Source organism: Bacteroides timonensis (assembly GCF_000513195.1).
GTDB classification, from domain to species: Bacteria; Bacteroidota; Bacteroidia; order Bacteroidales; family Bacteroidaceae; genus Bacteroides; species Bacteroides timonensis.
The window spans coordinates 1-21241 of record NZ_CBVI010000088.1 but is presented as its reverse complement, the minus strand read 5'-3'; the positions used below and the strand labels follow the sequence as shown (position 1 = coordinate 21241).

Here is a 21241-nt window from a genome sequence, read left to right as displayed (position 1 = left end):
TTTTATTGTATTTTTGCTTTGCGAAGATAAGGGGACCTCGTCAAATTGCGCTATCTTTGCGCCCTCAATTAGTTTCAAACGTCAGAATGAAGAAGTTAGCACTATTACCCTTGCTGGGACACCATCAATATACTCTTGCCAATGGTTTGCGTATTATTCACCAACCGTCATTTTCCGATGTGGCTTACTGTGGTTTTGCAGTTGATGCCGGAACCCGTGATGAATTGGAGAATGAACAGGGCATGGCGCATTTTGTGGAACATCTTATTTTTAAGGGTACTCAGAAGCGGAAAGCCTGGCATATACTCAACCGTATGGAGAATGTGGGCGGTGACCTGAATGCTTATACCAACAAGGAGGAAACAGTGATCTACTCTGCTTTTCTTACCGAACATTTCGGCCGTGCGTTCGAGTTACTGGCGGATATTGTCTTTCACTCTACTTTTCCGCAACGTGAGATTGAAAAGGAAACGGAAGTGATTATTGATGAGATCCAATCTTATGAAGACACCCCTTCCGAACTTATTTTCGATGATTTTGAGGATTTAATCTTTCGAGGACATCCGTTGGGACGCAATATCCTGGGGAATCCTGAGCTGCTGAAAACCTTTCACAGCGAAGATGCCGCTGCGTTTACTTCCCGTTTCTATCATCCGGGGAATATGGTGTTCTTTGTGTGGGGAAACCTGTATTTCAAGCAAATCATCCGTTGGGCAGAGAAACTGCTTGCCGATGTTCCGGCGGTGACGGTGGATAACCGTCGTACCCCACCGTCTCTTTATACGCCCGAAAAACTGGTGGTGCATAAGGATACGCATCAGGCTCATGTGATGATAGGCAGCCGTGGCTATAATGCTTACGATGATAAGCGCACCGCGCTCTATCTATTGAATAATATTCTTGGCGGGCCTGGCATGAACAGTCGCTTGAATGTTTCTCTGCGTGAGCGTCGCGGCCTTGTCTATAATGTAGAGTCTAACCTGACTTCTTATACGGATACCGGGGTTTTCTGCACTTATTTTGGTTGCGATCCCGATGATGTGGATACTTGTATGCGTCTGGTGATGAAAGAACTTAAAAATCTGCGTGATACAAAGATGACTTCGCTACAACTCGCAGCTGCGAAGAAGCAGCTTATCGGACAAATAGGTGTGGCTTCGGATAATAATGAGAACAATGCTCTCGGCATGGCGAAGACTTTCCTGCACTATAATAAGTATGAAAGCTCCGAAGCAGTTTATCAACGTATTGAACAAATTACTCCGGAGATTTTGCTGGAAGTGGCGAATGAGATGTTTGCAGAAGATTATCTGTCGACGTTAATTTATCGCTGATTGTCGTTTACTTAATGGGATAGGGTAATGTTTGTAGCCACAGTTCCATAAACCGGTCATACACACAATAACCTTTGTCGGATTTGAAAACATATTCCTTATTGATTAATGTTTTAAGCGCTGTGTTTATACTACTGCTACCTTTTAAACCATATTTTTTTATGAAAGCCGAGCTATTGATGGCAGTTACTATTTTTTCTCGTGCGATGGCACGTAATAAAGACGATTGATTTTCGGTTAGCATCCCGTATAACTGTTGGTAAGAGTCTATTTCGGAATGGATAATATCTGATATGCACTCTTCAATCAGTTTTTCATCAATGGTTGGTTGAGGTTGTTCATAAAGTCGGTTCAGGATATATTGCATATACCAGGTGTGACCTCCGAAGCGCTGATAGATTTGCTGAAATAAGTTTCTCCCCAGTTGCCTACCTCCCTGATTCATCCATTCGTTGGCAAAAAGAAAGTAATCCTCTACGGGGATTGGTTGCAGAGTCATTTTTTCCGTACTCCGATAGAAGGGACGCTTGGTAGAAGTGAAGATTTCATCCATGAGATGTTGTTTACTGCCGGAAAATATGAAATGTATATGTGGCAGGAACTGTATATAAGAACGTAATAATCCTTCTACACCTTTTTCCGGATAGTCCGTGATTTGCTGGAACTCATCGATGGCTATGTAGCATTCTTTACCGGAGTGTTCCAGATACTCGAATATTTCTTTCAGAGTGGCTTGCGCTTGCGAAGGTTGAAAATCAAGTGCCGCCTGTGGAGTTCCGTTCAGTGGGTCGGATGAAAATACAATGCGGCAACTTCTGAAGAAACCGGTAAGTGTTGACAGTGCTTTCTGTGATAGGGTATCTAGTTTTCCGACAACTGTTTGGCCGAAAAGAATGATAAAATCATTCAGGCAAGTCGTGGAAAAGATGTCCATATAAAAGCAGGCTGCTTCCGGGGTTTCCTGATGAATTTGATAAAAAGCATTCTTGATCAGTCCGGTTTTCCCCATACGGCGTGGGCTCATCAAAGTGATGTTCCGTCCGTTCCTTAAGGCGGAAACCAACTTTTGTGTATCCTCTTTCCGATCACAAAAATAATCTGGCCCGGCGTAGCCATAAATCAAAAATGGATTAGTTATTCTGTTCATAAGCAGATGTTTATATGTAGCACAAAAAGTGTAGCACTTTTTGTGCTACACAAATTACGCAATAACTTTCCACATCTGCAAATGTTTCGTATAAATTCTGATTCCTACTTGAATACTTGCTTCATGGGCCTGCCTATCCAAACTTGCGGTTGTTCCAGTCCGAAGATGTAGGCAATGGTGGAAGCAACATCATATTGCATCATGCTTTCTTGAAATTCACCGCTTGTCTTCACATTTTTACCGGAAATGATGAAAGGTGTCTGCATTTCGTTCATGGTTTTGCCGCCATGTCCTTTCTCAATGCCTCCGTGGTCGGAAGTGACAATGAAAATGGTTTCTTTCAAGATACCGGCATCTTTTACGGCTTGGATGATGCGGGTAACGTAAGTATCCAGTTCTTTTAGTTTGGCATAATATTCGGGAGTATCATGTCCGGCCTGGTGTCCTACATGATCGGGATTATCGAAACAGACGGCAAGCAGGGTTGGTCTTTTCTCTTTGATGTATGTTTCTGCCATTGTGCACAGAGCTTCGGGATATTTGTTATAATCGGGCGCTTGCTTGTGGTGACTTAATGCAAGGGTGTCTACCAGATATTTAATACCATCCCATTCGTATAGGCAACCGATTTCCGCTTCGGGTTGTGCATCACGCAATAACTGGAAAATAGTAGGGAAAATGCCATGTTGATTGAGCACCCGTGAAGGAAGCTCAGGCGTTTTGGAACCCCATTGCGTGTATCCGTGCAATTCGGGTCCGGCACCCATGAACATGGAAGCCCAGTTGATGGCACTGGAAGAGGGGAGGGCCGAACGTTTTTCAAGCGTATAGGCTCCGTCTGCCATCAATTGTTTAATAGTAGGTATATCAGCTTTGGGAACGCTGTAGGCACCCCAACCATCCAAACCGATTAATACGACATGTTTTGCTTTTCCCTTGGCATTGCAAGGAGTGGTAATCAATAGCACTGTCATAATGGAGAGCGCCAATGTAATGGTAAATTTCTTCATGTTTTTCCGTTTTTTACGTTAACTGATGGCAAAGTTACGGAATTTATTGCGGTGCACCTGCCGGTTTAATACTGGAAATATGCCTTTATTATCCATGTATTGCAAAAAGAAACTATGTAGTAACTTTCTCTGCTAAAAAATGTTTCAAGATGAATTATTATGATTACCATAATAATAATTATTATATTTGCAATAATCTAAAATTGAATAATTATGAAGGCTGTACAAACAAATCCTTTTATAATAGGCACCTATGCCGGTAGTCATTACTTTTGTGACCGCAAAAGAGAAACTGACGAACTGATTCGTGACTTGACAAATGGGCGCAATGTGGTATTGATCGCACAACGGCGTATGGGAAAGACCGGATTAATTCTACATACTTTTCACCAAGAGGAAATCAGCGAAAATTATAATGTTTTCTTTATCGATATCTTTGCAACGGCTTCTATCCGTGAATTTGTATATGCTTTCGGCAGTGCTATAATCGACCAGTTGAAACCACGTGGCAGGAAGTTTCTGGATCGTTTCCTGCAAACCATAACTTCCTTGCGTCCTGCTGTGAAAATAGACGCTTTCACCGGTGAACCCACATTAGAAATCGGTTTAGGAAACGTGCCCTCTGTGGATGCCACTCTGGATGAAATCTTTGCGTATCTGAATACTGCCGATAAGCCCTGCATTGTTGCGTTTGATGAGTTTCAACAAATAAACCGTTATGCTGAAAAGAATATGGAAGCCTTGCTGCGCACACAGATACAGCATTGTCCGAACGCCCGTTTCATTTTTGTCGGCAGCGAACCCAGTTTGCTGGTAGATATGTTCAATAGTGAGAACCGTCCCTTTTATCAAAGCACCTTTACTTTGCATCTTGAAAGCATACCTTCGGATAAGTATATCGAATTTGTGCAGATGCATTTTCGTGAGCATGGCAAAGCCATAGATGCCGCTTTGGTGGAAGTGGCTTATCAGAAATTTGAAGGGATTACTCTTTATCTGCAGATGCTGATGAATGAGGTATTTTTGCTGACGGAGAAAGGAGAAACTGCCACACCGTATTATTTCGAAATGGCTTTAACTTCCCTTATCCGAAAACAAAATTTCATTTATCAGTCCATCTTTGCCGACTTGACGGAGCGTCAACGTGAGATACTCCGTGCAATAGCTGCTGAAAATATAGCTGCTAATGTGACTTCCGGTGAGTTTGTGCGAAGATATCATCTGAAATCACCCAGTTCCGTACAATCTGCTCTGAAAGGACTTTCCGGTAAGGGGGTGGTTAGTAAGACTCTGGATGGCTATGTCATCAACGACCGGTTGTTTAAGTTTTGGATAAAACGAAATTCCATCTGAAAGAGTCCATAAGGCGGAATCCTCCGAATGGGGTGCATACGGGGTAGTTTGGACGGTTGTTACGGATAGTCGTATGCTATTGGCTACACAACTTCCGTCAGCACTGCAAAAGCTGAGATAGGCTACCAGTTCATCGCCCTGCCAGTCATCAGGAAGGGGCAATTCGCCATGAGTGTCGGATCGCAGGGCGGCTTCTGTGTCATAGAGGGCTGTTTCCTTGTCTTTGTTGTACACCAACAGCATGACTATATCGGTATCTTCTGCATTTCCCATGCCACTGTTGTCCTGCCAGTTAAAGTGCATCTTATTTCCGTCTTGTGTGGCTGCACCTTCGAATACCGGCATCAGGGTTCCCATGGAAACCAATGCCCGGTCAAAGTCTATTTTGATTCCTTTTCCACTGCCAGTCACGGCTCTTTTCAGAGTGTAGGACATAGCGGAGTTGAATGCGGATTTATCCTGTGTAAATTCCTTGTAGCCAATACGTATGAAAGGTTTTATAGTCTTCAGGAAGCTGAATGCCGTAGCGAATTTACCGCGTTGTTCCTGTTGTTTCGGTGTGCGCGGATTGCTGACTTTGGCGGCTCGTGCACGTATATAGTAGTTTGATTTCCAGCGGAACCCTACTATCGGTCCCACTTTACCGGAGAAGCCTCCGAGAATGCCCTGGTTGATAATTCCCATGATATTGTGTTTTTAATTACTTGTTTCTGTTACTGTGCAAATCTATGGAAAATAGATCTCTTCAACCCGCTTCCTGTGATTTTTGCGTTCATTTGCGTCATTTTGCGTAGATAACGCTTTGATCTTCTTCATTGTATTATGACCTGTCCTCGTTATATCCGGGATACACTTGCTCCGTATCAAGGCCGTATTTTCTTCGGTCAGAGGTACCTGTGAGTGGAGAAGGTACGGAGCAGGTGCATCCCGGATATAACGAGGATAGGTTTTGTATTGCAATGAAACACTCTTGTTATAAGATAATTCCGGTTAATTGATTTTCAACTGTGAATTCGTAAAATATTGATGCTGTATTTAAAATCTATTGCTTGTAATATGAATTTATTTAATGTATAATCTGAGTGCTTAATTATATATTTATGATTTATTGGATATATAATAATATTATTTATTATATTTGTGATTGTTATAGTTTGTGTTTATGAAATAAAACACTATGCCTTTCGTGAAAGGTCTCAATAAAACTCTTTAATAAAACATAGATATTAAAAAAGTAATGAACAACTTGAGGTTTACCTTATATCTGGTATTGATTTTTCTCGTCGCATGTCGGCAAGAAAGTTCGTTAGAACGCGCATTAGCCGCTTCCGGAGAGAACCGGAAAGAGTTAGAATTGGTTTTGGATTACTTCAGGGGAGATAGTTTGAAGTATAAGGCGGCTTGTTTTCTATAGAGAATATGCCGGGAGCTTTTGCCGTGGACGAAGAAATTGTGGCAGCTTGCCGGCCTTTCTACCAAATGTATGATTCATTGTCGCATACCTACGATTATGATTCTCTGTCTATATACGACCAGTATCCTAGGGGTAAAGACTGGGGTAGGCAGATAGACAGCTTGTGGAATGCATATTCCAGCTCTAATAATGAAAAGCTGAAAAAGGATATGTGTATTGATATTAAGACCATTAAAGCTTCCCGGTTAATAACAGAAATTGAGCAGGCATTTCGGTCCTGGAAAGAGAATGTCTATACCCGAAACTATTCTTTTGAAACTTTTTGTGATTACATTCTGCCTTATCGCCAGGAAAACGGCTTGTTGGTGGATAGTGCACGCCAGGTATTTTACAGCAGGCATCAGGGACAGTTTTTTACCAATCCCGGAAAAAACATGATAGAAGAAGCGGATTCCCTGTTACGATTGTATAGTTACATAGGGCATTCGGGATTTCATGCTACCGGTATTCCTATATGGGATGTTGCTACTTTAGAGAGGTTACGTCACGGGCTTTGCACGCACAAATGTTGGCATAACACATTGTTGTTTTCTTCTTTAGGTATAGCGGTTGCCACTGATATCGTTCCGGCATGGGCCAATAGGGGAAGTTCCCATTCGTGGAGTGTATTGATTGAAGAGGGAGATATTCATCCTTTTAATCCCTTTTGGGAACAGGGCTTGTGGCAGTATAAGCGCCTTTACAACAATATGGATTATCATAAATACTGGGGACGCTTTCGTCTGCCTAAGGTTTTCAGGAAGACATACCGATATTATATGGAAGGGCCGCTGGCAGATGGAGTGCCCGCTAAGGATATACCGGAAGCCTTCAGAAGTTTAAGGAAGAAAGATGTTTCGCATGAGTATTTTGATACGGTGAATGTGAGGATAAAGCTGCGTAAGGTGCCTTCCGGCACGAAGTATGCGTATCTGTGCGTGTGGAATTATAATAACTGGAAACCTGTTCATTGGGGAAAAATAACCGAGGATATGGCGTTGTTTTCGGGAATGGGAAAAGACATTGCTTATTTGCCTATGTACTGTATGGACGGGGAGATGGTAGTGGCGGCTGATCCCGTATTGGTACAGAAAGATGGGAAGGTACGAATACTTCATCCGGAGGATACACGGGAAGAAATGGTGACTACACAGTATACAGGTGTACTGGCTTATCCATTGAACAGGTATAATAATGGGATCATAGCTGGAACAGTGCTTAAGGGAGGGAAGGTGTATGGTAGATGGGAAGATACGTTGTGTGTATTCCCGGAACAAATAGAATTGAACAGTCAGCGATTACAAGTGCAATCCAAAGATTCGGTACGTTATGTACGGATGATGTTGCCTACCAAAGGAATGGCGCTAGGCGATTTGAAATTCTATAAAAACAATGCTTCGGGGGAAGTGCCGCTGAAGAATGTCCGTTGGTTGGCTGAACTTCCTTTATCTCATAAAGAGGAATCGGCAGATTGTGTTTTGGATGCTTATTCTTCAACAGGATATAGGATGGACTTGGATGAAAAGTATGTAGACTTGGATTTAGGAGAATGTTGTCAGCTGGCGGAGGTGAGCTTTTGCCCGTATTTGGATGTGGAGTACCGGAAGGATGAGACCTACGAACTTTGCTTGTGGCAGGATAGTTGGCAAGTTGTTACGAGCACTGAAGGAGGGAAGCCTTTGCGTTTTACAGATATTCCCCGAAATGCGTTGTGGCTGATCCGTCCTGTTTCGCAAAGTGGGCGGAAACATGTGCGTCCTTTTTTGTATGAAGCAGGGGAGGTTTATTGGTATTGATTAACGGGTTAGATGATATATGAAAAACATGGACTTAGGAATGTTAAAGCGGTTCTTTTTAAATATCTTTTATGTTAAGAAGAATACAATCGCAGGTGGAGACATTTGTCCTGCCATATTGGAGACGGGAAAAAAGGTTGTTGCCGGAAGGGGAACTCCCTTCGATATTTATCCATTAGGGAATGGACTTCATTTTGATTCTGTCAGCAGACGGCTGTTTCGTAAAGAGAGGGCGGAATTTATCACCCGGCAAGCTTCCACATTGCTACTTGCCTTTTTGAAAGCGGAAAATTGCGACTTATCCATATCTGAGATTTGCGATGTGTTGTGGCCGGATGGTGGTGGTACTTCCGAACGGGTATATACTGCCGTCAGAAGGCTGCGTGCCTTTTTGGTGGAGATGTGCGCAGGTGCAGTCATTCTAAATGGAGATTACCATTACTGGCTGAAAATCCCGGTTTCATCGGAGGAAAACGAGGAAATACGAAATCTGACATAATCTGACATAATCTGACAACAGTTAAAAATGTCTTGATGTCAAATATTTAGTCGTAATATATTTGATATTCTTTTTGGGGTATTCTACCTTTGAAACATGTGGAAGCTAGAAAAAGGTAGCAACCAATTATAGCCGAGTGGCTTATACTGACAAAAAGAAATAAGATATGATGCAATAAAAACGGAACAGATGGAGTGCGTTTGATTGAAGTATGGCGTACCATCTGTTCCATAACCCATTAATTAAGAAAGGAGGGCTATGCAAAGGTAGTGATTTAAATCGAAAACGGGAAAAAGGCTTCAACTGTGACGATAGCGCAGCATGAATCTTGTTTTTTAAGACGGGTAATGTCTTAGCTTTAATTGCATACTTAGTATGCTTAATATTAACAATTTAATGAAAAGTAATGAAGAAATTTATGAAAGTGGCTTTTGCTGCAATCTTTGCAGCAATTGCAGGATATGGTGTTTATACTTCGCAAAAAGCTGATGTTATGTCTGAACTAGTATTGGCTAATGTGGAAGCGTTGGCAAGTGGTGAAGGTGGCAATGGTGAAAATCAATGTTATCAAGTATATACACCTGCAGATTGGTTTCATAGTGATCAAATATTTGTAGATTGTTATACTTGTACTCAGAAAAAAGGGCGCAACTTTGATATCAGTCGTTCTTGCTTTAGAAACTAATTTTTATAATGTATAGTCAGAGATGGTTAAAATAAGAATGATTTAAATAATAAGTTCGGAGTTTTAACCATCTCTATTAAATAGATGAAGGTATGGTATTGAAAAATATTATTTTGTTTTTGGTCTTGGTTTTACTTTGTGGATGTTCCCATAAAAGAGCGGAAATTAATAGGTATAGTGGTTTTGAACAAACTATATCTGTAAAAAGTACAAAAATAGAGGTCCCTCCTGTTTTGCTTTATCCTCGGAATCTTTTTCTTCTGAAAGATAAATTGATTGTATTGAATGAAAAAACAGATACTTTATTTCAAGTGTTTAGTATGCCTGAGCTTGAGTATCAAGGGCAATTTGGAATAAAAGGGGAAGGACCCGATGATTTCCATTTACCTTCGATACAGGCTGTTAGATGTACGGAATCCGGCTTTACATTAAGTGATTTAAATAAGTTGAAAACTGTAAATTGGGAAAATACTGAACCTTATATAACTTCTACGGACATGCCTTATGAATTTCAATATTTCAATGGCTTGATAGAACTGAAAGATTCTTTATATTGCTGCAATACAGAGTATGGTTCGGAGCATGAATTGAGATTTCTTTATCCTGATGGGAACTATGAAGAATTAGGTGTGTATCCTGAAGAGGTAAAACCTAGGTTTAAGGATACGTTGGCGCGTAATCAGGCTTATAATAGTTTGTTGGCAGCTAAGCCTGATGGAACTTGTGTAGCTGTTTTCTACCAGTATTTACGCAGATATCGTATTTATAATGCTAATGGTGAACTGAAAACGGACAATGTTTTAGATATTCTTCCATGTCAAGAACTGCCTGACGTAAGAGATGAGAATAGGTATATTCATCCGATAGCCCTTTATGCTACTGATCGCTATATCTACACTTTAAATTTAGATATGACAGTAAATGAGATAGGTAATAAGGTTAGCAATCCAAGTATCCAACTTTTCGACTGGGAAGGTCGCCCATTGAAGCGATATCAATTAGACCGTTATATAAGTTCTTTCATTGTGGACGAACAGAATGGGGTTTTCTATGGTGTGTTCGTGGAAGATGAGAATTCTATTTATAAAATTGAACTGTAGCGAATTAGATAATGATGGGCATGCAAAGGATAAAAGAACTGGTCCTTCTTTTGATTGGGCTTATGTATGGTATCCATGTTGATGGGCAACAGGTTTCTTATGTGAAAATGAAGGGTGATACTTATAGTATTGATATGATGGCAGACTGGAAACTTTGTACAAGTGAACAGATTAGTAAAGAGCCGATGAGACGGAAAATAGCAGGGTATGAAACGGTATGTATGACTAGGATTTGTCCGGATTATAACCTTGGGGTCTCAGTTTCTGTTTTAGAATTCAAGGGCTGTAAGGATTATAAGAAAATACAAAAAAGGGATAGCTTGAGTTTTGTGGATAGCCAATATTATAGTACAGTAACTTGGTGTAAGTCTGGCTCTGTGAAAGTGAAGCAATCTGTAGAACTGGTATGCATGCCTGTTAGGCATTTGGAAACAGGCAAGAATATATATATGAGAATGAAAAAGTGGTATGTTCAAGGAAAGGAAAATGTTTATCTTATAGATTTTGTGTCATCTTCAACTTTGGGATGGAATAAATGGTTGCCGGAAATGGAAAAGATGATTCTTTCTTTGAAAGAAATTGATTGAAGTGAAAAATGAATATGCCAATGATTGGATAGATCCTATGAATCCTATGGTATATGGACAAGATAATCTTGAAAATGCAGATATAGGTTCTTTGGCTATAAACTATCTCAAACTGAAAGTCGGATAACTTTATTTATGGCCTTTTTCAGATAAGATACAGAGGAGATAGCCTCTGATATCTGTTATGAGGTGCATATTGGGGATTGGAAAAGAAAACTTGTAAAACGTTATGTTCTTGATAGACTGGTTTGTAACTGTGCTATTGTGTTTTGTTGATAAATATTTAATTGTGAATAAGCAAATATTTAGGAAGGTAGAAATGTGATATGAAGTCTTTGATATGTATATGGATTGCTTTATGCTTTATTGGTTGTGGAAACTCAGAAAAAAAGAAGGTTCTAGAATTAGTAAAAGAATGGAATGGGAAAGAAATCCTTTTTCCAATGGAGAGTTTTACCACTGTCTTAGGGAAAGATACTTTTATGATGGAAGAAAATCCAGAATATAAAGTTGTTGTTTATACGGATTCTGTGGGATGCACTAGTTGTAAATTGCAATTACATCGTTGGATGGAGTTGATGCATGAGGTTGACTCATTGGCAAAGGGGCGTGTTTCTTTTTTATTTTATTTTTATTCGGAACGTAAGAATGAGTTAAATGATATTTTTAATCGCTTTAATTTTGTTTATCCTGTATATTGGGATGAAAAAAATGAGTTTTATCGTTTGAATCGTTTTCCCTCTGATATAACCTTTCAAACTTTCCTGTTAGATAAAAGCAATAAGATAATAGCTATTGGGAATCCTGTTCATAATCCTAAAATAAAAGATTTATATATGAATATAATTCAAGGGAAGGCAGCTTCCGAGAGCGAGGGAATAAGAACAAAGGTCAATATAAAAAGCACTGATTTGTCTTTGGGTGCTTTTGATTGGCAGCAAGAACAAACGGTAGAGTTCATTCTTGAGAATACAGGTGAGCGGCTTTTAGTGATAAATGATGTGCTAACTTCCTGTGACTGCACTATGGTCGGTTATTCAAAGGAACCGGTTCGTCCTAAGGATTCTGTCGCTTTATCGGTGACATATATGGCAGAGCAACCGGGGCGTTTTGATAAAATCATAAAAGTGTATTGTAATGCAGATTCTTCTCCTATCTTATTGAGGATAACCGGGGAAGCAAAATAATAGAAGGCTAAATAGGGTAACCCTCTTTGAAAGAGATATAACCTATTTTAGTTTTCTGAGTAATATGATTACTATTGTAAGTACCTTTTGTCTTTAAGAGTAATTTTTTACTTGTTTATTTATGAAAAGAATTGAATGTATATCTTGTCTCATGATGCTGTTGATTACCTGTATTGATTGTCGCGAGAAGTATGATGATGTGAAATGTGTATAGTGTGTTGAGAATTTAAACAATATAAATATTTATTGTATGGAGCGTGTTTGTTTTTTATTGTTCTGTATCACATTAATGGCATGTACAGAACAAAAGTTACAACAAGAAATGGAACCATTTCCTGAGGAAAAGTTACTTTATGCAGAGAGAATAAGAGTAGATGAGATTATAAGTCCAGAGCAGATAGTACTGAAAAAGCAAAGTGTATTGGTTACGGACAGTAGAAATCATGATGCCATGCTGTACCAATACTCTCTGCCTGAGTTTAAGTGTATTTATAAAGGGGGTGTGAAAGGACAGGCAGAAGAAGAGTTTCAAGTTTATCCCAGAATTTGGAGAACATTGACTGATAAAGTTTATATAGGAGGATACACAGAATTCTCTCTTAAGAGTTTTAGGATGGATAGCACATGTCATCTTTTTTTTGAAAAAAAGCATGAGTTGCCCATCTCTAGCGATATTCCTAATGATAGGCATATAGTGAGAGACTCTCTCTATATATATAATGAGACAGACAAACTCGCCATAAAGAAAATCAATTTGAATACCCTGCATGAAATGGGACAGATTTTGTTTGAGCCAGATGATCATCCTGAAAAATACTATTATAAGAATAGTGGAATTATGATTGCAAACGACTCTCTGATTATTTATGCATATAAGTATAAGAAGCAGATTGATTTTTATAGTGTGGATAGCATGAAACTCTGTAAAAGGCTTGTAGAGGATGATATAACTCCGCGCATGGTAATTGGTGATTTAGAAAATAGTGTGGTTTATTATAATGAACTGATTGTGGGTAAGCGCTATTTCTATGCAAGAGGTGAAGGAAAGAAAAAAGAATGTATTATAGAAGTTTTTGATTACTCAGGTCATTCCATTGCTAAATATACTTTGGATATTATGCCAAATCCTTTTGATGTGGACGAAGAGAATAGAATTATCTATGGTTATAATAGTGAATTTTTTGAAGACGGTTTCTTGAAGTTTGCTTTTTAGTTTATTATGGTTTGATAAAATAAGGCTATATTGTAATTTGAATGAAGCCATTTCGTAAAAAAAGAAAACTCACTTGGTTTGTCGACAAGTTGCTAAACTTGTTTTTGATAGGCTGTGGATTAGTGGCTCTATGGGTATTACTTCAAGTAACCTGTATTGCCACTTTCAAGATTCCTTCGGACTCCATGGAGCCTGCTTTGCTCCCGGGGGATAACATTCTGGTGAATAAGTGGGTGATGGGTGCCCGTATCTTCAACATCTGGGATGCTGCAGAAGGAAAAGAAGTTAGGATTTCCCGCCTGCTGGGATTAGGCAAGATTAAGAGAAACGATGTATTGGTTTTCAATTTTCCTTATCCGGCCCAGTGGGACAGTATCGGCCTGAATTTGATGACTTATTATGTGAAGCGTTGTGTGGCATTGCCGGGCGATACATTTGAAATAAGTCAGGCGCATTATAAAGTGCGCGGTTGTAATGTACCGTTAGGAAATGTAGATTCTCAGAATGGGTTGATGCGTATCATAGAGAATGGGAGAGAAAGGGATTGGGGAATTGTCATGAGTGGTTATCCTTATAATGAATTGGTAAACTGGGATATTATGAATTTCGGCCCTTTGTATCTTCCCGCTAGAGGAGATGAAGTGGAAATGAATCCTGAACATGCCGCTTTCTATAAGAATGCAATAGAGTGGGAACAAAAAAAGAAACTCTTCTTGCGTGGAGATACCGTTTTACTGAATGACAGTGTGATATATGCTTATCGCTTTAAAGAGAATTATTACTTTGTTACGGGAGATAAAGTGATGAACTCTCAGGATTCCCGCTATTGGGGGCTGTTGCCGGAACCTCTTATCGTGGGCAAGGCTGTCAGGATATGGAAGTCGGTAGATAGGGAGAAGGATAGGATAAGATGGGATAGAATATGGAAGAGAATAGAATGATAAAGATACTAATAAACAAAAGAAAAACGATATGAATAGAATAAGTAAATATGCACGTATATCTATATTCCAGATGCACAGAATGGTGTGTTTATCAGTTGGCTTACTGTTTATGGCATGTGCAGAGCAGAAGCCTGCGCCTCAGCAAAAGGTGGAATCGTTTCCTGTTGAGAAATCCCTGTTTGCAGAGAGAGTAAAGGTGAACGAGGTGTTCAGTCTCAGTAAAATGATGTGTAAGGGGGATTATCTGTTTGTGAGCGATGCGCGGAGTAACGAAAATCTGATACATCAATATTCGCTGCCCGATTTTAACTGCGTTTATGAAGGTGGTTCCAAAGGGCAAGCGGAAGATGAATTCCAGATATTTCCTGTGTTTTGTAATACACTGGCGGATAAAGTGTATATTTGGGGATACACAATGTTTTCCGTCAAAAGCTTCACTTTGAACAATGCAGGTCAACTCTCTTTCGAGAGAAAATATGATTTGCCTATATCTGGCGATATGTACAATGATATACATGTCGTGAGGGACTCCATATTGGTTATGAATGAAGTAAGCCAACTTGCCATTAAGAAAATTAACCTGAACAATCAGCAGATAATTGGGGAAATCAAGTTTAAGAAGGATGAGCATAATGAGTCTTTTTTCTGTGAAAATTCAGGATATATGGCAGCGAACGATTCTCTGATAGTTTATGCCTATCGTTATAAGAAACAGATTGATATCTATGACATGGGTGATATGAAACTTAAAAAAAAACTGGTTGGCGATGAGATTGCTCCACACATTGTTTTATATGATCCGGAGAGTACCGTATATCGAAATTACGGGATATTTGCCGGCAAAGATTACTTTTATGTATGGTGTCCGGGAAAATGGGGAGTCAAGAATGGATGTAGTGTAGAAGTCTATGACTATTCAGGTGGTTCCATTGCAAAATATGAATTGGATGCCATGCTTACTACTTTTACCGTGGATGAACGGAATGGAGCTATATATGGCTATGCTGGTGGAGTTTTTGAAGATGGATTCATGCGATATATCTTTCAGCACAGATTAATACAGACTGACAAATAGAATGATAAAGCTAGGGATACATACAATGAAGGATACGGCTGTTGCATTATTGCACTTTCTTGCTGTTTGTTCTCTGTTGAGCCTGGTCTGTGTAACAACACCTGAACTTCTTGCCGGAGAAACTATCGGGCAGTGGGTTTGGTTTGGAAAGGCTGTATTGTTTTCAGCCGGTTGTATCGTTGTAGCCTGTCTGCTTCAGCTTTTCGACGGTTCTTCTTGGAAGAAGATGTTATCCTTTTCGTATTTTTCCGCTTGTGTATCATGGAGTCTGATACTTCTTGGAGGAATTGAAGCCGTTTGGGGACTACATCAGTTGTATGGCTTTTCTGCTTCCGGTCATTTTCGTTATGCACTTACCGGTTCTTTTTTTAATCCCGGTCCGTATGCCGGATATCTGGCAATGGTACTACCTATCTGCCTGCATCATTATATGCAATTCGGAGTATGGAAGTGGGTGAGCGATTCTTTGAAGTTGGAAAAAGTGGCGGCGGGAATAGTGGGAGTACTGATTCTTTGCGTATTACCGGCTACAATGAGCCGTTCGGCTTGGGTGGCTGCCGTGATAGGTTGTGTATGGGTGACATACATGCATCGGGATAGGCGTAAATGGAATATACTATGGAGGAGGTATAAAAAACGATATATCTCTTATGGGATAGGTATACTTTTTGTATTGATAGTGGTAGGTGCCGGAGCTTTCTTCTTGAAGCCGGACTCTGCTTTGGGACGCTTGTTTTTGTGGAAAATAACCTGCCAGGCCATAGCTAAGTATCCTATGGGGTGTGATAAGGGATTCGCTTTTGCATACGGTGAAGCGCAGGAAGCTTACTTTGCTCAGGGAGATTATGCCGAGTGGGAAGAACGGGTGGCCGGAAGTCCGGAATATGCATTCAATGAATATCTGGAATTGATTCTGACACAGGGACCTGTCATCTGTATAATGCTGATAGTGATTACTTTTGCCTGTTTATGGGCGGGGATACAGTTCAGACGCTACGGTGTATGTGGCGCAATTATCGCTTTGCTTATTTTTTCTTTTTCTTCTTATCCTATGCATCTTCCCGCTTTCATTGTAGCCTATGTGTGCTTGTTGCTGGCTTGTGGGATAGGAGATATAATAGCTAAACCGGTTGTTTTATCTGCTTGTCTTATTATATGGATAGGCGGTTTTCATGACAAGTGGCAACGGGAAAAGGATGCTTGTCGGGACTGGGTGAATGCCCGTATGCTTTATCATGCGGGAGCCTATACAGCGGCAAATGCGGCTTATGATAAGCTCTATCCGCAACTGAGAGAGAAAGGGACATTCTTGTTTGAATATGGGCATAGCCTTCATAAGGCAGGGTTTTATAATGAGTCTAATAAATATCTGGATAAGGCTCTGGTATATTGTACTGATCCGATGATACAGAATGTCATTGGCAAGAATTATCAGGCACTGCGTTGTTACAATTGGGCAGAGGAACTTCTTCTGGCTTCGGTCCATCGTTTGCCCGGACGGATTTATCCTTACTACTTACTGGCGAAGCTATATGCCGAACCGGAATTCCTGAATAGAAAGAAGTTTGAGGAGATGAAACGAATAGTGCTGATGAAAGCGCCTAAAATTCATTCTATGGCTATTGAGGAGATGCGCAGGGAGGTAGAGGAAATAGCAAAGGAACTGGAAAAGTAATTAGGAAAATATTATAAAAACAAGAGATGTATATGGAAACTTACAGTGATGGTTGGAATGCTTGCTTACTGTTCAGAAATAAGCAACTGACAAAACAACTGAAAAACTATCAGGAAGCATCAGTATTGGCAGATTGCTCATCCTCTTTATTATTGGCTATGAGCCAATTGTTACGACTTCATCAGCATCCGTCTTATGGCATTGTCAGGGATGATACCGAATGGCAAAACCTGTTTACCGTTATCGATTGGTTTTATGGGAACTGCCTGACAGAAGAGTTGGCTGATTACTGTTTAGGACCTCAGGAATTAAAGCTGTGTTATCTGGTGCGTGCCCGACTCTGTAACAAGGCTGTTGCAGCTCTTTTCAATATCACTTCCCAGTCGGTATTGAAAACCAAGCAGCGCATAAAGAATAAATTGTCCTTATCTGCTACGGATAGCCTGGACCGGTATATACAGCAAATATAATGTAGTTACCTCTTATTTAATTTAGACTCAGATGAAATATAATTCAACCTGTGTGTTCTTAATAGCTTGGATGCTAAGTGCATGCTCTCAACCTCGTGTAGATGGAACCGTTTTTCACGAAAGCAAAAAGGTATTTGCAGAAAAGATTCCTGTAAACGAAATGTTTTCTCCTGATTTCGTTACAAAATCAGGAGACTATTTTATTATTTCAAGTTCACAATCTGACACAACATTATTCCTATATGAGACTCCTTCATTGACATTTAAAAATGCCACAGGTATAAAAGGAAATGGTCCGGATGAGATCCAAATGTTTCCTATGTTTTGCCATACATTGGATAATGATTATTTATATATAAGAGGTTATTCTCCTACGTCAATCAGAAAAATATCATTAGCGCCTGATGGTAACTTATTGTTTATTGATGAGTATGAATTAGGTGAATATGATGAATATAATGAATATAATTTCATGAATATTATAAATGATTCTTTATTCATATATTATAGCAGTAATCAACTTGCCATTACAAAATATGATTTGAAGAATCAAACTGAACTGGATAAAATAAAACTGGAAAAAGATGACGGTAATGAGTCTTATTTCTATTCTAATAGAGGACTTATTGCTGCAAATGATTCATTTGTGGTTTATCCTTACATCTATAAAAAGCAAATAGATATCTATGCCGTGAAAGATTTTAAGTTAGTAAAAAGAATTAATGATGGTAAGCATTATCCCGAAATTATAGCTAATGACATTGAAGATATAACTTATCACTATCTTAATGTCTATGCGGGGAAGAAATATTTTTATGCTCTGTATGTCGGACATAAGGAGGATGATAATTTTTTTGGCAGAATTTTAGAGGTCTATGATTATGAAGGGAACCCGATAATCAAATATACATTTGATATAATTCCTTTTTATTTTGTAGTTGATGAAGAAAATGGATATATATATGCGACTAATGCACACTATGAAGATTATTTATTAAGGTATAAACTGTAATTTTGCGGACAGTATTCCTATTCCTCCGGTATTGCTGGCTGTCAAGAACGGGAAGATGTGATCTGTACTTATAATATACCCTGATCTGGAATCTTTTTAATATGAAACTAATACTGAGTATAAATAGGATATCATATAGTCACAGTATCGGAAATGTACTACTGGATATCTATTATCCTTAATTCTTATCATCGGATAATAAATTGTATCTAATGGGATTTCTTTTGGACTTGAAGATGCAAGTTATCAATCCGGATGAGAACCCGGCTATTGCTATTATTGATATAGATGATATCCGTTTTTACGGATCAGCCGATATTTCGGGTGCATGAATTGAACTGTTCCTGACTATTGCATTAACCTGTCCGTAGCATCTATATATCCAACACTATCCATCTATATTATTCTGAATTTCTCATCTGAAATCAATAAAAAAAGGTTTCCTTTGTCATGCGAATGAAACGTAAGCATTCGGTGAACTCCGTATTTTTCCTCTTTTCTTTTCCTGCTACCTTTGCCTCAAAAAAGTTATGTGGAATCTTAAAGCGTTTGAATCAATTTATTCCCGTTATGAAAGTAGCGGTTTGAAAGTCCGTGATTTTTGTGCCAATGAAGTGATCAACGAAGCCAAGTTTTATTATTGGCAAAAGAAGCTGCGCGAGTCAAAACTGCCCGCTCAAAGTTTTGTTCCTATAGTGCTGGATTCCAAGTTGCCCGTCTCCGGCTTACCTTGTTCAACCTCTACCGATATCTCTGCTTCCGTCATGCCCTCCCCGGAATATGAAATTCTTTATCCATGCGGAACCTCTTTGCGCGTAAAAGGCATAGTGGATGCCGAACAGCTTAAAGTCTTACTCCAACTAATCCGTTGATGCCATGTTTAATCTAAATGACTCCATGCGCTATTATCTATATCCTTATCCTACGGATATGCGCAAAAGCTTCTATACCCTGAGTGGTGTTGTCAAAGACCTGATGGGGCAAGATGTCCGTAATGGTGATGTCTTCATTTTTATAGGACGTACCTGTAGCAGCATGAAAATCTTGCATATGGAATGTGGCGGTTTGGTGATTTATCATTTGCGCCTGGAAGAAGGCCAGTTTAAATTGCCTGTTTTTGATGAACAAACTCATACCTACAAAACAACTTGGCAGGATTTAATGCTGATGGTACAAGGTATTGATATGAGTAATTGCACTCGTCGAAGAAGATGGAATCCACATGGTAAAACTGACAAAAAGTAAACAGAAATAAGTTGTATAATCCATTGACAATGGCTATCTTTACGTCATAATTGATAGCCATAATGGGAGAATTAATCAGCGATAAAGACTCATTCATACAAGCGCTTCTTGCCGAACGCGACCGTTTGTTCCAAGAGAACAGCCGGCTTAAAAGTAAGCTGGAAGACAAGACGGACGTGGAATCGTTGAAATCTTCTTATGAAGAGACTATCAATCATCAAAATCCAAAGATTATCTCCCTGGAACATCAGGTTGCCTACCTTCAGCGTCGTATCTGGGGTAAGTCTAGTGAGCGTTTCATCAAAGAAGCCCCTCAGCAGCGCAGACTGGATTTTGATGGCTTGAAACTCCTACCCGAGGAAAAGGAAGAAGCCCGTTTGGCGGAAGAGGAAATCACCCGTTATAAGAACCGAACTATCATCACGAAAGAGAAAAGCAAGCCGGTACGTAAACCTATACCTGAAAATATTCTCCGAATAGAGGAGCATATCTATCCGGAGAATATCAACTCTCAAGAGTGGATTGAGCTAGAACCGGAGGTTACGGAAATATTGGAACATAAGCCCGAAGAGTTCTTTGTCCGCAGAATTATCCGTCACAAGTACGTATTGCGTGATAAATCCACTCTGGTAGAATCACCCATTGTCACTGCCACTCTTCCTCTCTTGCCTTTAGCCAAAAGCTATGCGGGCGCCTCCTTACTGGCAGAGTTAATGGTTAACAAGTATGTGAACCACCTGCCTTTCTATCGACAGATACAGATGTTCAAGCAATCAGGCATCAGTCTAGCGACTGCAACAATCAATGACTGGTTCTCACAGACGGCTGATTTGCTCAGACCCTTATATTACCGTTTGAAGGAAATTGTTTTGTCGAGCGACTATATACAAGTGGATGAATCCACGCTCCCCATAGTAAACGAGGAAAAACATAAGACGGTAAAAGGCTACATCTGGATGGTCAGGGCTGTCATAGAGAACCTGGTATTCTTCCACTACGACCATGGTTCGAGGGCTCAAAAAGTAGTGATCCCGTTATTGAAGAACTTCCAGGGTGCTTTGCAGACAGATGGATATGAAGTCTATAAAATGTATGAAGACAAGAAAGGAGTACTCCCATTAGGGTGTTGGGCACATGCCAGACGAAAGTTTGAGGAAGCTTTAAAAGAAGATAAAGTCAGGGCGGAGTATGCCTTGGCGCAAATAGGTATGCTCTATGATGTGGAAAGACGGGCAGATGAAGAGAATCTTTCTTTTGAGGAACGTTCAGACCTTCGCTGCCGGTTATCATATCCGATCATGGTTGCTTTTGAAAAGTGGCTGGTTAACGAGTATCCAAAAGTTCTGCCAAAAGGAAGGCTGGGTAAAGCTATCAAATACACATACGAGATTTACCACAGATTAACCAGGTATCATCTGGATGGCAGGTATCGAATTGATAATAATCTAGCTTATCC

Annotated in this window: 20 protein-coding genes and 1 pseudogene; 18 read left to right on the top strand and 3 right to left on the bottom strand. The window is 39.8% G+C overall.

Annotation, left to right across the window (positions count from 1 at the left end):
• Positions 1-86 precede the first annotated feature (86 nt).
• The gene (locus BN161_RS16095) at positions 87-1334 is read left to right on the top strand and encodes a M16 family metallopeptidase (RefSeq protein ID WP_044268075.1); all 1248 of its coding nucleotides are present in this window, start codon (positions 87-89) and stop codon (positions 1332-1334) included.
• Between the two features lie 7 nt (positions 1335-1341).
• Here the strand turns inward: BN161_RS16095 and BN161_RS16090 are convergent, their stop codons facing one another.
• Positions 1342-2481 (bottom strand): AAA family ATPase, encoded by a 1140-nt coding sequence (locus BN161_RS16090; RefSeq protein ID WP_044268073.1) that lies wholly within the window; start codon positions 2479-2481, stop codon positions 1342-1344.
• 104 nt (positions 2482-2585) lie between these two features.
• Positions 2586-3491, bottom strand: a complete 906-nt coding sequence (locus BN161_RS16085; protein ID WP_044268071.1) for an alkaline phosphatase — start codon at positions 3489-3491, stop codon at positions 2586-2588.
• A gap of 213 nt (positions 3492-3704) precedes the next feature.
• Here BN161_RS16085 and BN161_RS16080 point away from each other — a divergent pair, with 213 nt between their 5' ends.
• Complete coding sequence (locus BN161_RS16080) at positions 3705-4844, top strand: AAA family ATPase (RefSeq protein WP_044268068.1); 1140 nt, start codon at positions 3705-3707, stop codon at positions 4842-4844.
• A 78-nt stretch (positions 4845-4922) separates the two neighbouring features.
• Here the strand turns inward: BN161_RS16080 and BN161_RS28725 are convergent.
• Positions 4923-5528: pseudogene (locus BN161_RS28725) on the bottom strand (DUF6266 family protein); the annotation flags it as partial.
• 735 nt (positions 5529-6263) lie between these two features.
• Between BN161_RS28725 and BN161_RS16070 the strand changes: the two are divergent.
• The 16 genes from BN161_RS16070 to tnpC form a co-directional block, all read left to right on the top strand.
• Entirely contained in the window at positions 6264-8093 is a 1830-nt protein-coding gene (locus tag BN161_RS16070; protein ID WP_125910855.1) for a hypothetical protein, read from the top strand.
• Between the two features lie 28 nt (positions 8094-8121).
• Complete coding sequence (locus BN161_RS16065; protein WP_044268059.1) at positions 8122-8592, top strand: helix-turn-helix domain-containing protein; 471 nt, start codon at positions 8122-8124, stop codon at positions 8590-8592.
• A 406-nt stretch (positions 8593-8998) separates the two neighbouring features.
• Positions 8999-9277 (top strand): NVEALA domain-containing protein, encoded by a 279-nt coding sequence (locus BN161_RS16060; protein WP_044268058.1) that lies wholly within the window; start codon positions 8999-9001, stop codon positions 9275-9277.
• A 92-nt stretch (positions 9278-9369) separates the two neighbouring features.
• A complete protein-coding gene (locus tag BN161_RS16055; RefSeq protein WP_052356310.1) occupies positions 9370-10377 on the top strand; it encodes a BF3164 family lipoprotein in 1008 nt (335 codons plus the stop codon).
• 20 nt (positions 10378-10397) lie between these two features.
• Positions 10398-10964 (top strand): hypothetical protein, encoded by a 567-nt coding sequence (locus tag BN161_RS16050; protein WP_209441907.1) that lies wholly within the window; start codon positions 10398-10400, stop codon positions 10962-10964.
• Entirely contained in the window at positions 10957-11091 is a 135-nt protein-coding gene (locus BN161_RS30835; protein WP_262483917.1) for a hypothetical protein, read from the top strand. The genes BN161_RS16050 and BN161_RS30835 overlap by 8 nt, the downstream gene beginning before the upstream one ends.
• Positions 11092-11290: 199 nt before the next feature.
• Entirely contained in the window at positions 11291-12151 is an 861-nt protein-coding gene (locus tag BN161_RS16045; RefSeq protein ID WP_044268054.1) for a DUF1573 domain-containing protein, read from the top strand.
• 250 nt (positions 12152-12401) lie between these two features.
• Positions 12402-13364, top strand: a complete 963-nt coding sequence (locus tag BN161_RS16040; RefSeq protein ID WP_044268052.1) for a hypothetical protein — start codon at positions 12402-12404, stop codon at positions 13362-13364.
• A 41-nt stretch (positions 13365-13405) separates the two neighbouring features.
• The gene (gene lepB / locus BN161_RS16035) at positions 13406-14305 is read left to right on the top strand and encodes a signal peptidase I (RefSeq protein ID WP_044268051.1); all 900 of its coding nucleotides are present in this window, start codon (positions 13406-13408) and stop codon (positions 14303-14305) included.
• 31 nt (positions 14306-14336) lie between these two features.
• On the top strand, positions 14337-15383 hold the full coding sequence (locus BN161_RS16030) for a BF3164 family lipoprotein (protein WP_044268048.1): 1047 nt from the start codon (positions 14337-14339) through the stop codon (positions 15381-15383).
• 1 nt (position 15384) lies between these two features.
• Positions 15385-17058, top strand: a complete 1674-nt coding sequence (locus BN161_RS16025; RefSeq protein ID WP_044268046.1) for an O-antigen ligase family protein — start codon at positions 15385-15387, stop codon at positions 17056-17058.
• A gap of 32 nt (positions 17059-17090) precedes the next feature.
• Positions 17091-17528, top strand: a complete 438-nt coding sequence (locus BN161_RS16020) for a hypothetical protein (protein ID WP_044268107.1) — start codon at positions 17091-17093, stop codon at positions 17526-17528.
• A gap of 31 nt (positions 17529-17559) precedes the next feature.
• Positions 17560-18540 carry a TolB-like 6-bladed beta-propeller domain-containing protein gene (locus tag BN161_RS16015; RefSeq protein ID WP_125910853.1) on the top strand — a complete coding sequence of 327 codons (981 nt, stop codon included), beginning with the start codon at positions 17560-17562 and terminating at the stop codon, positions 18538-18540.
• 530 nt (positions 18541-19070) lie between these two features.
• The gene (gene tnpA / locus BN161_RS16010) at positions 19071-19412 is read left to right on the top strand and encodes an IS66 family insertion sequence element accessory protein TnpA (RefSeq protein WP_044268042.1); all 342 of its coding nucleotides are present in this window, start codon (positions 19071-19073) and stop codon (positions 19410-19412) included.
• 4 nt (positions 19413-19416) lie between these two features.
• Complete coding sequence (tnpB, locus tag BN161_RS16005) at positions 19417-19785, top strand: IS66 family insertion sequence element accessory protein TnpB (protein WP_044268040.1); 369 nt, start codon at positions 19417-19419, stop codon at positions 19783-19785.
• A gap of 62 nt (positions 19786-19847) precedes the next feature.
• Positions 19848-21241, top strand: a 1394-nt coding sequence (gene tnpC, locus BN161_RS16000; RefSeq protein WP_044268038.1) for an IS66 family transposase, incomplete at its 3' end; no start/stop codon positions are given.